We start from the raw sequence: 16,745 nt of genomic DNA, 5'->3' as shown, positions 1-16,745 counted from the left end.
TATTGTCAAAAAATCATAGGAAGACGGAATCGTCTAATTACATATGTGATATAAAGTTTCATTTTTGGAACCTTTTTTCTATATAAGCCTCTACACTTAATAATTTAATTGTTTGTTTTTTATTCAGTGTTAAATAGGGGGGTTATGAATGTCTTTGTGTTAACAGGAATAATGGGACTATTGGCTTCAGTAGTGGTTGGTGCAGGAGAGTACCTACTACATTATGATCCACTGGCTCGTTTTGCCGATGGTGGTTTTGGCTTTATGCAGGGCATTAATGTTGATCGTACTAGCCTTGGTCACTTTTTAGGGGTGTTCGGAGCCTTGCTCTATCCAGTCGGTTGTTATCATTTATATCTCATGTTGAAGCCTGCCTCGAACAAGTTAGCGTTTAGTGCTTTTATTATTGGTTCAATGGGATTTATGGTCGGCGTAGTTTGGATAGGCTCAAGAGCCAGTATTTCAGCGCTAATGCAGTTACCTGAAAGCGCAGAAATAGACGCGCTGGTGGCCTTATATGATTTACGTTATGAAACCCTATTACAAGTGGTTCGAGTCACGACACTGCTTCTCTCTGTCATTTTCGTTGTTTTAATTTTTAAAGGAAAGACACATTATCCAAAATGGATGGCTTTTTTTAACCCTATCTTGCTTATAGTCGCCAGCTTTCTCGTTTATCTGGTTGCTCCTCAATTAGGTAAACATGTCATGCCTATCGCTTTGAATGTGGCATTTTTTATTGTGTTTAGTCTGTCTCTTTTCATGGTATTTAAAAATAAGCCTAGTGTGTGTTTAGTCAATGGAGAAGCGAAAAAATGAGTATTAAAAAATTACTGACATCGATTATTTGCTATGCCGTGTTAGCGATTGCTCTTTTGTTTGCTGCGCTGACTTGGTTAAGTGTTCACGATAGAGCGGATGATTATGGTGTATCCAGTGACGGATTGACCATTCCAACCTTTACTGAGAAAACGTTGCCATTTGTACCTAGTTACGATGAAGCTCGTACTTTGCCTTTTACTGCGAGCGCAATAATAGACATTGATAATGACGGTGTGGAAGAGTTATTTATTGGTGGTGGCATGGATCAGAATGACGTTTTCTACGCCTATAGAGGTGGTGAATTTGTTGATATTACTGTATCGACTCAATGGCGTAAAAATACATCTGATGACACCTATGGTGCTGTGACAATGGATTTGGACCATGACGGTGATACTGACATGTTAATTGCTCGCCAATCTGGTGTATGGCAATACACGAACAACTCTGGTGTCTTTACGAGTGTTAAGCTAGACCTTGATCTTGATGAAAAAACGGTTCCGCTTTCTGTTGCAATTGCAGATTTGAATCGTGATGGTTTGTTCGATATGTATGTGTCTGGTTATATCGCTCGCGAGCACGTTGAAGGAGAAACCATTTTCAATCAAGTTTATGGTGGTGTTAGTGGGTTGTATCTAAACACGGGTACAGGGTTTACAAACATTACTAAAATTTCAGGACTTGAATATCAGCATAATACGTTTCAAGCGATTTTTATTGATGTCGATAATGACAGTTTAGAAGACTTAGTTGTTGCTCACGATACTGGTCAGGTTCGTACTTGGAAAAATCTAGGTGACCTTAAGTTTAAAAATATGCCAAACCCAACCAGCGATTATTTCTCTTACCCTATGGGCATTGCCGTGAGTGATTTGGGTAATAATGATTTGCCTGATTTCTTTTTTTCTAATGTCGGTTCAACCACGCCGGATGCCATTGTTCGAGGTGATTTAAGAGAAGAGCAAATCTTGCATAAAAAATGGTTGATGTTCGAAAACCAAGGCGGCTTCGAATTCGAAGATACTGCACAAGAGCGTAAACTGGCTGACTATGAATTTTCATGGGGTGCCATTTTTGAAGACTTTAATCTTGATGGTAAAGATGACCTAGTGGTTTCAGAAAATTATGTTGGTTTCCCAACTCATGCTGTGCCTTTTTGGCGTTTAGATGGCCGCTTCTTACTTCAAACCCATTCTGGTGAATTCAGCGAAGTAGGCGATAAAGCGGGTGTGCAAAATCGTTTTTTTGGTATTTCTCCTCTAACGGCTGATTTTAACCAAGATGGTGCACCTGATCTGGTCCACATTAATTTATTAGGGGAGCAAAAGGTTTTCTTAAGCAACGCGCCTAGTAATAATTTCTTGAAAGTTAAGCTGGCTAACACGGTTGAATCTATTGGCGCAAAAGTGACTGTGACCTTAGCGGATGGCAGTGTAGTAAAACAAACGTATATTGTTGGCGAAGGCTTGTGTTCAGATCAAAGCCACACCATGGTATTCGGCTTATCTGAATTGACAGCCACTGACATACAAGTTGATTACTTAAACGGTACTCAGTCAAAAGTAAGTGGCAACTATCACAACGAAACCTATATACCGACTGTTTCCTATTAAAAAAAGGAAACACTTGTTTAAAGAGAGTGAGTATTATGAATACCAATAGAGTTATTTTCTTGAGCCTTTTAGCGCTTGTATCATACGGTTTTTTTGGTGCATTGATTATTAGTTATCAGAACTTTCAAGCGAATGCCTGCCCGCATTTATTTTCGATCCCTGTGTGTTATGTAGTTTTGGCTGCTTATAGTTTAATGCTGGTGTCATTGTTAGTGCCGCACAAAGGTTGTAAGCATCACTTCTTTAGCATTGGTTGGGGAGTGGCGTTTATTATCGCTTTATTGGCATCTATCGCTGAGTTCTTTTCTGCTGGTGCTATTTGTCCAACAGCTCAGGCTGGAATGAGAGGCGGTTCGAATCTAAATGTTGTGATTCCGACTTGTTATATCTCACTTGTTTTATTAGTGGTTATTTTGGTGTTATTTATTAAAGGCCCGTATAAAAAGTTGTGTGCTTTACCTAACTAAGTAAGAGTTAATACTGGCTGGTAAACGATATTAACTCTTACTTAGGCATTGGGATTCTATCTGAAATTAGTCAGATAGAATCATTAAAATAAATTTTCCAACGCAGTGTTTTCTTGTTTCTCTTCTTGTGCTTCATTACCTACATTATTATTCAAGGCTGGCAAATTCAATTCTCGCTCTGGTGGAACGTGATCTTTTCTGAATATTTCAAAAATCGCATTTGCTTGACCTGGTAAAGCGCGTTCTCCCGTTTTAGGGTCAATGCGTACAGTGACCAAAGAGGAAGGTTTAGTCACAAAAGAAGACGGAGTGTCTTTTAAGGCGTAGCGCATGTAGTCAATCCAAGGTGGTAATGATACGGAGCCACCCCATTCCCCACGACCAAGTGGTGAAGAATTATCAAAGCCACTCCAGACAGATGTCACTATGTCTCCATTAAAGCCTGAGAACCATGCATCACGGCCATCATTTGTCGTACCCGTTTTACCAGCTATGTCATCACGGCGCAGTACAAGAGCGCGTCGTCCAGTACCGTATTTAATAACATCACGCATCATGTCATAAATAATGTAGTTCACTTCTGGGTCGAGAACTTGAGGTGCTAATGGCAAACTCTGAATGCCGTCATTAGTTTCAAACAATCCCATTTGAGGTTCGTTATTGGTGGTTTTTTCAAGCGTCGTGCAAGTTATACAAACCGTCAATGGATTGGCTTGGAATAACACTTCGTTGTTTCTATCGACGACTTTATCAATCAAATAAGGTTGTATTTGATATCCGCCATTAGAAAATACCGCATAACCTGTGGCGATTTGTAGTGGTGATAAGTTTGCACTGCCTAATGAAAGAGAAAGGTTGTGAGGCAGTTCGTCAGGATCAAACCCAAAGCGACGTAAGAAATTAAGTGTTGGACGAATCCCTAATTCATCAAGCAAACGAACCGACACAATATTTTGTGAACGATAAAGAGCTTGGCGTAAACGAGTCGGGCCATAGAATCTTCCACCGTCATTGGTTGGTCGCCATGCGGAAGCTAGATTTGTGTCATTAAAGACAACAGGTGCGTCATTGATGATGCTCGCTGCTGTATAGCCTCGGCTTAATGCACTGGCGTAAACGAAAGGTTTAAAGTTCGAGCCAGGCTGGCGTTTTGATTGCGTGATTCGATTGAACTTATTTTCGTAGAAGTTAAAGCCACCGACTAACGCTTGAATGCCACCGTTTTTACTGTTGAGAGAAATAAGAGCGGTTTGGACGGTTGGTTTTTGTGTTAACACCCAGCCTAGCGTTTCATCTGGGCGTAGACGAATGATGTCTCCTGGTACCAGAACGTCTTCCATGGTAGTAGGTGATTGACCTTGTGAATTTTCATCAATATAGGGTTTTGCCCACTTCACTGCATCCCATAATAAAGTTGCACGGCTGCCATCCGCCAAACGAACATCTGCATTGGTTTCTTCTGTTGCGATCACTAAAGCAGTTTGCCAATTACTAAATCTCGGAATCTCTTGTAAGACTTTTTCTTGTTCTTCTAGCGGCGCATCGATTAAATCGATACGCGTTTCGATAGAGCCACGATAGCCATGACGAGTGTCATAACTTAGAACGCCATTAAATACGGCTTGATTCGCTGCTTTTTGACGGCCAGCATCAATGGTTGTGTGAACCGTCATGCCTGTACTATAAAGGTCGTCACCGAAAGTGCTATAAAGTTCAGAGCGAACCATTTCTGCGATGTAGCCAGCTTCAATGTCTGGCGTGATACCGTGATTTTTGGAAGTGACTGGTGCTTCAACAGCAGTTTGGTAAGCTACTTTGTCAATCATACCTAATGACAACATGCGTTGTAGAATCCAATTGCGACGAATCAGTGCACGTGAAGGGTTCACTACGGGATTATAACGAGAGGGTGCTTTTGGAAGTCCAGCAATCATGGCGAGTTGCGCAAGGTTCAAGTCTACAAGGTTTTTACCATAGTAAACTTGTGCTGCGGCTTCAAAACCATAAGCACGGTTACCTAGATAAATCTTATTAACATAAAGTTCGAGAATTTCGTGCTTGCTAAGCTCACGCTCCATTTTTAATGCGATAAAAATTTCTGTGAATTTACGTGTGTAAGTTTGTTCGAATGATAGAAAGTAGTTTCTTGCTACCTGCATTGTAATGGTACTACCACCGCCTTGTTTTTCGCCAGTGGTGATTAGCTGAACAACAGCTCGGCCTAAACCTAATACATCAACACCAGGATGATGGTAGAAATTAGTATCTTCCGCGGCTAAAATAGCATGTTCTAAATTTTTTGGTATTTCAGAATGGCTGATAGGCGAACGGCGTTGCTCGCCAAACTCACCAATGAGCTGGTTGTCAGCGGTATAAATACGTAATGGGATACGTAATTCAATATCTTTTAATTCGGCAACCGTTGGAATACGGTCTTTTACATTGTAATAAACGGCATAAGTTATTCCTACAGCGCATAATGCACCCAGAAGACTTAGAATAAATAATATTTTGAATGCCTTGACCATATAAAACCAATTCATGCTGTATAGAAAATAGAATTATACCTAAGATCTTCGCAAAAATGGCGCTTAACTTTGCATCAAATCGTGTTATCTTGTTAATTAATTGGTAAGGAAGCCAAAAATAAACTTTCGCTCTATTGCTTACTATTTCAAGGATGAATAATGAAGCTTATGAATGCCTATTTTGTGGCTGTGTACTCGTCGCAAAAATGCACACTTTTCGACAGCTCTGACGTTGATGGAATGGTTATTTGCCATCCTCAAAACCAAGACATCTCTCCTGATTCGATACAGTTAGAATCTATTCAAAAAGATATTTCGTTTAAAGATATTCCTCTAAACGACGATACTTTCCATCGCCCGATTTTCAATAATAGAGCAGGCAGCGCCAAAATAATTGTCGTGATTCCCGATAGCTGGATTTCAGTCACACAGCACAAAATCGATCATCTTGTTCCTATCTCGTTGGCGCCTTTAGCTGCGTTGAGTTATGCCACTGAAACCACCTTTACTGCACCTGAAGCGCTCATGTTTAACTATCGTCAAGTTGTGCTAGATAGAAATCAGACACAACTGACGGTGTTTGCATGCTCAAATGAATGGGCAAATCAATTGTGTTCGCCTTTTAAAATGCTTGGCGCATCTTGTCTTTTAATGTCTCAAACACAATGGGCTGATGCGTCAGTTCGGAACACTTCTTGGTCTAGTTTACGGAAACATGCCTTGTCTATTTACCAGCCTGATAAAGAAAAAAATACAAAAACAAAGAGGCTTTGGTTCATTTTGGTGTTGTTGAGTTTACTTGTACACAGTGGAGCATATGTCTATTTTTGGAACTTGCAACAACAAACAGAAATAGCCCTTATTGACCGTCAAAAAACCTTAACGCTTATCTCTGAATGGGAGTCTGATCAAGTAAATTCACCTTTTGCTGAATCTATACTCGGATTGATTCAGGCGTTACCTACTTCAGTTCGTCTTATGCAGTTCGATGCAGGTTTTGATCAAGCGTTTCTTCAGGTGACCTTGCCCCAGCGTGAACTGGCGACATTGATTGAACGTTGGCGTGAAGGTGATTCGTCTTTGCAATTTGAATGGGAGCAACTCACCGCTGATAAACCTTCTGGATTCAATAGCGAGGTGATAGATGCTTCTATCTCAATATCTAAAAATTGATATTTCATCCCTCTGTAATATTACAGGCTCGACAGTTTGTATCTTTATTATGTTGCAACTGGCTATTTGGTATCCCTTGCTATCTGGCGCTCAGGATGATCTGGAACGCCACATAAAGCGAAAAGAACGAGCAGAAACGGAGTGGCAAAAAATACAAGGACAGGCGAATAGACTTAAAGGAATGACGTTTTTAAATGAGGTTTGGGTGAGCCATCATATTTTTTCGGAAAAAAATGCTGTACCTACTCAATGGTTTATTGAGGGCACGGCGGGGTTGATTGAGTGGCAAACCTTACTTGAAAAAGTAGAAGAGCATGTTGCTCTTGGTATGCAATCGGTTCATTGGCAAAGGTTGCCGAATGGTCAGTGGCAAGGGTGCTTGTTGTTCGATATTAAAATACCTAAAGCAAATCGGGAATACCATAATTGGTTACCAACAAAATTACGGAGTTATCCTTTCGTAGAAAAAGATTGGCAAGTTTTATCGACCATGAGAGTGGGTGAGAACGCATCTGCTCTTTTAGAATACAAGCAACAGCGTCATTGGGTTCGCCAAGGAAGCTGGTTACCTTCAGCTGGGTTAACTGTCGATACAGTGACTTTTGATCAGGTAACGTTAATGACTAAAGAGGGCTCTCAAATAGCATTAACGGTTCGTAAAATAGGTGACATGGATGATTAAATTTCAAATGAAAGTTGTGCTGCTGGTCATTATGTTGTTTTTGTCGCGCCTTGGTCTTGCGATGGATGTGTACTTTGAATCTCGCTCTTTGCAAGAAGTGTTGCCGTGGCTGGCGTCGCAGATGGGTGAAAGTGTGGTGATTAGTCCTGAAATAAAAGAAGAGCTTACGTTGTCGATTAAAGACGCTAGCTGGAAGGATGTAATGGAAGCGGTTGCGCAACAACCGAACATTCATCTTGAATGGCAAGGCCGGGTGGCGATTTTAATGCCGGCGCTAAATGCGGAAATGAATGAGGGTATATCGAATTCATTTAACTGTCAGCGCTCTTATTGGATGATAAAACACGCTAAAGCAGAGGTAGTTGGTAAGCACTTACAAATATTGTATCCATCTTTATCTTTAATTGTTGATGGTCGTACGAATTCAATCGTGACGTACTCTTGCGATGTACTCGGTGGCTTGCAAGAAACCTTAGCTTGGTTAGATGTGCCGCTAAGGCAAATTGAAATTAGCGCCAAAATTGCTCAAGTTAGCCGTACGGCGCAATCTCAGTTTGGTGTGAATTGGACGACGCAATTGTCTGAGGGCGTAGGTTCATCAATTGGTGGTGCTGTAGATTTAAGTGCTTTAGTGCCGACGACAAATCTTGATTTCACCCGTATTGGCGGGGCTAGCTTATTGTCTTTTACGTTGGATATGATGGAAAGCGAAGGAACTGCAGACATTGTTTCGAAACCAAAAATCGTCACTTCAGAAGGTCAAATGGCTCGGATTGAATCGGGTACGGAAGTGCCGTATCAGACGGTAAGTGATGGCGAGGTGAGTGTCGATTTTCGACAGGCAGCTCTGATGTTGGAGGTAACGCCTTTTGTAAAAGACGGAGATCGTATTTTGCTGTCGTTGAATATCCATCAAGACTCGGTGGGGGATTTGGTCAACGGTGTTCCCAGCTTAGAGACGAATCGATTAAAAACTCAAGTAGTGGTGAAAAACCAAGAAACCTTGGTTTTGGGAGGGATTTTTAGGGAAGAGCAGTTCGAGTCCGAAAGTCGTGTGCCTTTCTTGAGTGCTATTCCATGGTTGGGTGAGTTATTTAAAAGGCGCCTTAAACAACAAGAAAAGGTTGAATTACTTGTATTTATTACGCCAAAGCTGCTACAAATGTCAGATAACTAGGCCGCAGTCTAAATCTGCTTAACTCCGATGTAATTGAATACAATGATAAAAGTCCCCAATATTATTTTAGTAGGCCCAATGGGCGCTGGAAAAACAACGATAGGCCGTTTGATTTCTCAATCGATGAGCAAAGAGTTCTATGATCTAGATAAAGTCATAGAAGACAATGCTGGTGCTGATATTCCCTGGATCTTTGAAAGGGAAGGAGAAGACGGCTTTCGAAAGAGAGAAACTCAAGCTTTAACAGCAATCATTCAAGAAGATACAGGTAATTCTGTATTAGCGACGGGTGGTGGTATTGTAATGCGTAAAGAAAATCGAGACCTTCTTCGCGATGATGCATTGGTGGTTTATTTGTATGCCTCTGTTTCGCAGCAATTGTATCGTACGTCGAAAAGTACGCATCGACCTCTCTTGCAAACAGGCGATCCTAAAGCCACTTTAAGGAAGTTATTTGAGGTGCGTGATCCTCTTTATCGAGAAGTCGCGACCTTAGTAATAGAAACTGATGCGCGTCATCCCAAGGCTGTCGCCAATAAAGTGCTGGACGCGATAAAACGACATCTCAACATGGAGACTTCTGTATCTTAATGCGTACGTTAACCGTTGATCTTGGTGATCGCAGCTACCCTATATTTATCGGATATGGTATTCGTCAGCAAAAAGCACTATTTGATGACGCCATTCATGGTAAACAAGTCATGATAGTGACAAACGACACCATAGCGCCTTTGTATCTTGATGCTATGGTGTCGATGTTGTCTGCAGACTATAAAGTAGATACTTGTGTATTGCCTGATGGTGAAGTTTTCAAAACATTGGAAATATACGGCAATATTTTGACGGCCTTGCTAGAAGCTAAACATAATAGAACAACCACAGTAATAGCCCTTGGTGGCGGAGTGGTTGGTGATATGGCTGGTTTCGCAGCGGCAACCTATCAGCGTGGTGTGCCTTTCATTCAAGTTCCGACTACCTTGTTATCACAAGTGGATTCTTCTGTTGGCGGTAAAACAGGTGTGAATCATCCTCTTGGCAAGAATATGATTGGCGCATTTTATCAGCCTCAAGCGGTGATTATTGATACCGAAACCTTATTGAGCCTACCGCAACGTGAATTGTCGGCGGGTATGGCAGAAGTCATTAAATACGGTTTAATTTGTGACGCACCATTTTTTGATTGGTTAGAGCAAGAGATGCCTGCGTTGATGTCGTTAGATAACGATAAAATTAGTGACGCGATTTATCAATCTTGTTTGGCAAAAGCGAAGGTTGTTGCACAAGACGAAAGAGAAGGTGGCATTCGTGCTATTTTAAATCTTGGTCATACTTTCGGTCATGCGATTGAGACTGAAATGGGTTATGGTAACTGGTTGCATGGCGAAGCCGTTGCAGCGGGAAGTGTCTTAGCAATTGACCTTTCTTGGCGAATGGGCAATCTAACTGAGCAAGATGTGAGCCGCTCTGTTGCACTTTTTCAAGCCGCTAAATTACCTGTTTTGCCGCCTCAAACTATGACGCTAGAAAGCTTTGTTGAGCGTATGGCACTGGATAAGAAAGTGTTAGATGGCAGCTTGCGTTTGGTTTTATTAGCGTCACTAGGTGACGCTATTGTTACTTCGGACTTTCCGATGGAAGACTTTAATGACAGTCTTTCGGATGCGCTAGAGGCGAGTAAACAGGCTCATATTGTTTGATTTTTTTGGTGAATTATTGTTGAAGGACGACTATGCCTAAGCCAGAGTTTCAGTTTGATTTAGAGGAAGAGCTCAATCAGCCCTCAAAAGCGACGCTGAGGGATCCTTTTGGCTCAAAAGACACGTCTGTCTATTTCGCATCCGAAGAAGGTAATCAACAACTTGCCTTGCTTGAGCATCTAAGTCGATACAGTAGCTTACTTTCTGTTGTTCAAGGGCCTCAAGGGAGTGGTAAAAGCCGCTTCATGATGGAATTTGATCGACACCAAGATGACACCGTCATAGTGAGCAGCGTTAAAGCTTCTATGTTGATGACTGCGGGTCAGTTATTACAAGCTATCTATGCTGGTTTTGCAGATCATTTTAAACAGCCGCCAAATGAAACCACTTTTGGTCCTTTACTTAAGTTTTCTCATGATGCTGAAGAAAAAGGCCGATCTACTCTTGTTTTAGTCGATAATGCTCAAGAACTGAATACAGATGCTGTAAGTATGCTGCTGGATATGATGTCCTTAGCAACAGATAATCAAACAGTTCCTCATATTGTTTTGTTTAGTGAATATCCTCTTTCTCGTAATTTAGATGCCTACCAGCGTTCCCGCTATGAGCAACTGAGTCACTCTTTCACACTTGCGCCTTATTCATTAGAGCAGACTCGAGCTTATTTACTTCATCGAGTTCGTGCGGTAGGCGGCGGTATTAACCTTCCTTTTGATGAAAAGCAAATAGTGCAAATTCATCAAGAGTCGGGCGGCTATCCTGGACAAATCAATCAGATTGCTCAGGCAATGATGGGGAGTGGCGACAAATTTAAGAAACCGGGCATGCGTTTTAATCTTGCTATGGGCTTTCCTTTGGCTCATATGGCGCTGCTTTCTGTTGTTATGCTTGGTATTTTGGTTGCTGTACTTTTCTCTGATAAATCGCCAGATCCTGCGATAGATAGAGCCAATAATGTGATTCCACTAAGTCCAAGGCAAGGGCAGTCATCGCCAGAAACAATTGCTCGGATTGACGCTATGCAGCGTAAAATTGGACAAGAGGGTGAGATCGTTCTGCCACCGATTCCGACAGGAAGCTCACTACCACCAATTAGTACGTCCAATGGTGCATCGAACAGAGCTCCAGTCGGTGCTGAGCCAAGCACTACGGCGAGTAATATAGGAATCGTTCCAACTGCACCTATCCGATTAGCCCCAATTGGGTTAGCACCTGTTGGATCGGAGGCACCGTTAGTTAAAACTGCTCCTGTTTTTGAAGCGCCTGAAGAGGCTGTTAAGCCACCGGAAGAAAATGTGGCTGTAACGAAAGACCCTGCTGACAAAACACAGTGGTGGTTATCACAGAACCCTAATCGTTACACTCTGCAACTCTTAGGGACACATAATATAAATGCAGTAAAAGACTTTATTCGTGCTCAAGGCAGTGTGGAGGCGTTTGGTTATTTCAAATCGAAACACAAGGATAGGGATTGGTTTGTCGTCGTTTATGGTACTTACCGTAACCGAAGTGAAGCCATTGCTGCAGCAGAAACACTTCCTAGTGATATTCGTGCACTTAACCCTTGGGCGCGCAGTGCTCGTGGAATACAAGACGATATTAACAAAGCGCAGTGATTTATTCTGTTGTAAGAACAAATCACTGTTTTTAGTTCAAATTTCAAACGTCTAAAGCGCCTTTCAAGCTTTTTTTGTGAAAATTTTGTATTAGAAATACTGTAATTTAGTAAAATTAACTGTAATCACCTAAAAAACCTGTATGAACAGTGGAATTTTCTGTTTGCAAAAACTCTGGCGACAGATAATTCTCTAACTCCTTCGTATTTGCCTCTAAATACCCTATAAAAAACGCCAACATAACATAAATCATGCCTATGCTAATTTGAGTAGTGCTTTCTGTCAGGGTAATATAATCGTCCATTTGGGTGGTCTCTTCAGTAAATAATAGTCATTCTTAAAGCGAATTTATTTACATTGTCGCTTTATAGCACCGCCATCTGATATTCAATTTTTATCTAATTATTATTTTTTACGTTTCAACTGTGGGAGTTGGTGTATGAATGCAGGTCTTTATCGTCCTGGCGAATTCAAAGATAACTGTGGCTTTGGGTTAATTGCACATATGGAAGGCAATACGAGCCATGAATTGCTTAAAACAGCGATTCAATCTTTGACATGTATGACGCACCGTGGCGGTATCGCTGCCGATGGAAAAACCGGTGACGGTTGTGGTCTATTAATCCAGAAGCCAGATGCTTTCTTACGAGCAGAAGCAGACACTTTGTTTAAACATACTTTGTCAGATCTATACGGCATTGGCATGGTCTTTTTGGATCAAGACGAAGCGCTAGCGACAGAGCAGCGTGATGTTTTGACAAAAGAATTAGAAGGACAAGGGCTAAAAGTAGTAGGGTGGCGTGATGTGCCAACGGACTCTTCTTGTCTTGGTCGTATTGCTGTGGAATGTTTGCCTCGTATCGAACAAGTGTTTGTCGATAGTAACCGTATGGACGCGCGTACCTTTGCGACGCGTTTGTTTGTTGCTCGTCGTCAAGCCGAAATCGCATTGACGCAATATGAAAACTTCTATGTTTGTTCTTTGTCAGACAAGGTCTTGTCTTACAAAGGTTTGATGATGCCTGTGGATTTACCGTCTTTTTACAAAGATCTAGGCAATGAAAAACTGCAAACAGCGATTTGTGTATTCCACCAACGTTTCTCAACAAACACTTTGCCTAAATGGCCGCTTGCTCAGCCGTTTCGTATGTTGGCTCACAATGGTGAAATCAACACGATAGAAGGTAACCGTAATTGGGCTTTGGCGCGTGCGAATAAACTGCGCTCGCCATTGATTCCTGAGCTGCAAGATTTACAGCCTCTGGTTAACCTGACGGGTTCTGACTCTTCTTCTATGGATAACATGTTGGAAGTGCTTGTTACAGGTGGCATGGATGTATTCCGTGCAGCGCGTTTGATTATTCCACCGGCATGGCAAAACGTAGAAAATATGGACCCTGAGTTACGTGCTTTCTACGAATACAATTCTATGCACATGGAGCCGTGGGATGGTCCAGCTGGTTTGGTAATGACAGACGGTCGTCATGCGGTTTGTATGTTGGACCGTAACGGTTTGCGTCCTTCCCGTTGGGTTGTGACGAAAAACGGCTTTATCACTTTGGCGTCTGAAATCGGTACTTACGATTACAAGCCTGAAGATGTGGTTGCAAAAGGTCGTGTTGGTCCAGGGCAGATGCTGGTTGTCGATACGCAAAACGGTAAAATCCTACATACCAATGACATCGATAATCGCTTGAAAGCCTTACACCCATACAAAAAATGGTTGAAGCAAGAAGCGATTCGTATCGAATCTTTGTTGCAAGAATCGTCTCAAGAATTTGTCCCTTTTACGAAAGACGAAATGCTGATTTATCAAAAGATGTTTCAGGTGTCTTTTGAAGAGCGTGAACAAATTTTCCGTCCATTGGCTGAAAGCGGTCATGAAGCGGTTGGTTCTATGGGTGATGATACGCCAATGGCGGTTATGTCTAGCCAGACACGTCCATTAACCGATTACTTTCGTCAAAAATTTGCTCAGGTGACAAACCCACCAATTGATCCATTACGAGAATCTATCGTAATGTCATTGGAAACTTGCATCGGTGTTGAGCGTAATTTGTTTGAAGAAACGCCAAAGCACGCGAACCGTATCATCATGTCTTCGCCAGTATTGTCGCCACGTAAATACAGCCGTTTGTTGGCAATGAATGACCACCGTTTCCGTTTGGTTCGTTTGAGCACAAATTACAATCCTGAGAATGTATCGCTTGAACAGGCGATTAAAGATCTGCAAATCAGCGCAGAAAAAGCAGTACGCGATGGCGCTGTGATTCTTGTGTTGACGGATCGTGATCTAGAAAAGACACATTTGCCAATTCCAGCGCCAATGGCCGTTGGTGCTGTACATCATTACTTGTCCGTTCAAGGGCTTCGTTGTGATTCAAACATCATTGCGGATACTGGTTTTGCTCGTGATCCGCATCAATTTGCTGTGTTACTTGGCTTTGGCGCAACAGCGGTTTATCCGTATCTTTCATACCGTTTGATTAATGACATGATCGATAAAGGCGAAGTATTGGGCGACCCAATTTCTTGCCATACGAAATATCGCAAAGGTATTAACAAAGGCCTGATGAAGATTCTCTCTAAAATGGGGATCTCTACTATGGCTTCTTACCGTGGTGCGCAACTATTTGAAGCCATTGGTTTGGATACTGCGGTTGTTGATCTTTGTTTCAAAGGTGTGGCTAGCCGTATTAAAGGCGCCAAGTTTGAAGACTTCCAACAAGATCAAGCGACGATTGCAAGCAATGCTTGGAAATTGCGTAAGCCAATTCAACAAGGCGGCTATCTAAAATACGTTCATGATGCTGAATATCATGCCTTTAACCCTGATGTTGTGCGTAATTTACAAACAGCAGTAGGTAGCGGTAAATTTGAAGATTTCAGTAAGTATGCAGAATTGGTTAACACGCGTCCGGCGTCTATGTTGCGTGACTTGTTTGCTTTGTCCGATAAAGCAAAAGCAATTTCTGTTGATGACGTAGAGTCGGTTGAAAGCATACTGCCTCGTTTTGACTCTGCTGGTATGTCTTTAGGTGCCTTGTCACCAGAAGCACACGAAGCATTGGCTCAAGCGATGAATGAATTAGGTTGTCGTTCGAACTCTGGTGAAGGTGGTGAAGATCCAGCTCGCCATGGTACGGAACGTCGCTCTAAAATTAAGCAGATTGCTTCTGGTCGTTTTGGTGTGACACCAGAATATTTAGTTAACGCAGAAGTGCTGCAAATTAAAGTGGCGCAAGGTGCGAAACCCGGTGAAGGTGGTCAGTTACCAGGCGGTAAAGTAAACGGTCTTATTGCGCGTTTGCGTTATGCCGTACCGGGTGTGACTTTGATTTCGCCTCCACCACATCATGACATTTATTCAATTGAAGATTTGGCTCAGCTGATTTTCGATTTGAAACAAGTTAACCCAGAAGCTCTGGTTTCTGTGAAGCTGGTTTCTGAACCGGGTGTCGGTACGATCGCGGCGGGTGTGGCAAAAGCCTACGCAGATTTGATCACGATTTCTGGCTATGACGGCGGTACAGCAGCGTCACCACTGACGTCGATTCGCCATGCGGGTTCGCCTTGGGAATTGGGTTTGGCAGAAGCTCAACAAGCGCTTCGCTCTAATGATCTTCGAGGCAAAATTCGCCTACAAACAGACGGCGGATTAAAAACCGGCTTGGATGTTGTGAAAGCAGCTATTCTGGGTGCAGAGAGTTTTGGTTTTGGTACCACGCCAATGATTGCAATGGGTTGTAAGTTCTTACGAATTTGTCACCTTAACAATTGTGCTACCGGTGTTGCGACACAGGATCAAGCATTACGTGACGACCATTTCATCGGTACGGTTGATATGATCAAGAATTTCTTCTTGTTCATGGCGCAAGATACTCGGTTATGGTTGGCTAAATTAGGTGTAGCACGTCTACAGGATTTGATTGGTCGCACAGACTTATTGATGACGCTTCCTGGTGAAACCGATAAGCAACGTAATTTGGATCTGTCGTCCATTTTGAACAATGACCTGATTCCTGCTGATAAGCCACAATATTGCGATATGCCTTTTAATCCACCACATGATAAAGGCGAGCACGCTATTCGTATGTGGGATGCGGTGAAAGATGCCGTTGAAGAGAAAGAAGGAGGCGAATTCGAATTTACCGTGACTAACTGTGATCGTTCTATTGGCGCACGTTTATCTGGTGAAATAGCGAAACGTTACGGTAACCAAGGTATGTCCGATGTTCCTCTTACATTGAGATTGACTGGTACAGCGGGTCAAAGTTTTGGTGTTTGGAACGCCGGTGGTTTGAATATGTATCTGGATGGTGATGCGAATGACTACGTTGGTAAAGGTATGACAGGCGGTAAGCTTGTTATTCGTCCGCCGCGTGGGTCTTCTTTCAAATCCCAGATTTCAGCGATCATTGGTAACACTTGTTTGTATGGTGCAACGGGCGGTAAATTATTCGCTGCGGGTACAGCCGGTGAGCGTTTTGCGGTACGTAATTCAGGTACGCATACGGTGATTGAAGGTGCTGGTGATCACTGTTGTGAGTACATGACTGGTGGCATGGTCACCATACTGGGTAATACAGGTTACAACTTTGGTGCGGGTATGACCGGTGGTTTCGCTTATGTACTCGATTTGGACCGTACTTTCGTTGATAAATATAATCACGAATTGGTGGAAATTCACCGTATTGGTACAGAGTTAACGGAAGAGTATCGTTCACACCTTCGCTCTGTCATCGAAGAGTATGTGCGAGAAACCGACAGCGAATGGGGCCATGAAATCTTAGAGAACTTCTATGACTACATTGGCAAGTTCTGGCTAGTAAAACCAAAAGCAGCGAGTTTAGGCGCGCTATTGGCTAGTACTCGTCAACGTCCGGAATAAAACGCGCTGTTATAGCACTTGGCTATAAAGCCAAGTGCTATGAACAAATCAGTCTGACCCATTTGAGAGAAGTGCCGTT

At 42.4% G+C, this 16,745-nt stretch carries 12 protein-coding genes; 10 read left to right on the top strand and 2 right to left on the bottom strand.

Going from position 1 to position 16,745, the window contains the following annotated elements; translation table 11 throughout:
* Positions 1-144: 144 nt before the first annotated feature.
* Genes MUS1_RS14210 through MUS1_RS14200 form a run of 3 tightly spaced genes read left to right on the top strand, consistent with a single transcriptional unit; the run spans position 145 to position 2,902 of the window.
* Positions 145-819 (top strand): DUF6796 family protein, encoded by a 675-nt coding sequence (locus MUS1_RS14210; protein ID WP_051436350.1) that lies wholly within the window; start codon positions 145-147, stop codon positions 817-819.
* Positions 816-2,435: a CRTAC1 family protein gene (locus tag MUS1_RS14205; RefSeq protein WP_051436349.1), complete on the top strand. Its 1,620-nt coding sequence runs from the start codon at positions 816-818 to the stop codon at positions 2,433-2,435. The genes MUS1_RS14210 and MUS1_RS14205 overlap by 4 nt, the downstream gene beginning before the upstream one ends.
* 35 nt (positions 2,436-2,470) lie before the next feature.
* Positions 2,471-2,902, top strand: coding sequence for a hypothetical protein (locus MUS1_RS14200; RefSeq protein ID WP_036163614.1), 432 nt, complete (start codon positions 2,471-2,473; stop codon positions 2,900-2,902).
* A gap of 83 nt (positions 2,903-2,985) precedes the next feature.
* Here the strand turns inward: MUS1_RS14200 and MUS1_RS14195 are convergent, their stop codons facing one another.
* Complete coding sequence (locus MUS1_RS14195; protein WP_036163637.1) at positions 2,986-5,430, bottom strand: penicillin-binding protein 1A; 2,445 nt, start codon at positions 5,428-5,430, stop codon at positions 2,986-2,988.
* 159 nt (positions 5,431-5,589) lie between these two features.
* Here MUS1_RS14195 and MUS1_RS14190 point away from each other — a divergent pair, with 159 nt between their 5' ends.
* The 6 genes from MUS1_RS14190 to MUS1_RS14165 are packed head-to-tail and all read left to right on the top strand — an operon-like array spanning position 5,590 to position 11,775.
* Positions 5,590-6,603, top strand: coding sequence for a hypothetical protein (locus tag MUS1_RS14190; protein ID WP_036163612.1), 1,014 nt, complete (start codon positions 5,590-5,592; stop codon positions 6,601-6,603).
* Complete coding sequence (locus tag MUS1_RS14185) at positions 6,575-7,285, top strand: hypothetical protein (protein WP_036163610.1); 711 nt, start codon at positions 6,575-6,577, stop codon at positions 7,283-7,285. Before MUS1_RS14190 ends, MUS1_RS14185 begins: the two co-directional genes overlap by 29 nt.
* Entirely contained in the window at positions 7,278-8,462 is a 1,185-nt protein-coding gene (locus tag MUS1_RS14180; protein ID WP_036163609.1) for a type IV pilus secretin PilQ, read from the top strand. Before MUS1_RS14185 ends, MUS1_RS14180 begins: the two co-directional genes overlap by 8 nt.
* Positions 8,463-8,504: 42 nt before the next feature.
* Positions 8,505-9,053, top strand: coding sequence for a shikimate kinase (locus MUS1_RS14175; protein ID WP_036163607.1), 549 nt, complete (start codon positions 8,505-8,507; stop codon positions 9,051-9,053).
* The gene (aroB, locus tag MUS1_RS14170) at positions 9,053-10,159 is read left to right on the top strand and encodes a 3-dehydroquinate synthase (RefSeq protein WP_036163605.1); all 1,107 of its coding nucleotides are present in this window, start codon (positions 9,053-9,055) and stop codon (positions 10,157-10,159) included. Before MUS1_RS14175 ends, aroB begins: the two co-directional genes overlap by 1 nt.
* A gap of 32 nt (positions 10,160-10,191) precedes the next feature.
* Entirely contained in the window at positions 10,192-11,775 is a 1,584-nt protein-coding gene (locus MUS1_RS14165) for an SPOR domain-containing protein (RefSeq protein WP_036163604.1), read from the top strand.
* 115 nt (positions 11,776-11,890) lie between these two features.
* On the opposite strand, the gene MUS1_RS14160 is transcribed toward MUS1_RS14165, so the two are convergent.
* The gene (locus MUS1_RS14160; RefSeq protein WP_036163603.1) at positions 11,891-12,079 is read right to left on the bottom strand and encodes a hypothetical protein; all 189 of its coding nucleotides are present in this window, start codon (positions 12,077-12,079) and stop codon (positions 11,891-11,893) included.
* Positions 12,080-12,214: 135 nt separating this feature from the next.
* Between MUS1_RS14160 and gltB the strand changes: the two genes are divergently transcribed.
* On the top strand, positions 12,215-16,666 hold the full coding sequence (gltB, locus tag MUS1_RS14155; RefSeq protein ID WP_036163602.1) for a glutamate synthase large subunit: 4,452 nt from the start codon (positions 12,215-12,217) through the stop codon (positions 16,664-16,666).
* Positions 16,667-16,745 lie beyond the last annotated feature (79 nt).

Origin of the sequence: Marinomonas ushuaiensis DSM 15871, from assembly GCF_000521805.1 — a bacterium.
Lineage (GTDB): Bacteria > Pseudomonadota > Gammaproteobacteria > Pseudomonadales > Marinomonadaceae > Marinomonas > Marinomonas ushuaiensis.
The sequence above is the reverse complement of the archived record's forward strand: the minus strand, read 5'-3'. Positions and strand labels throughout refer to the sequence as shown.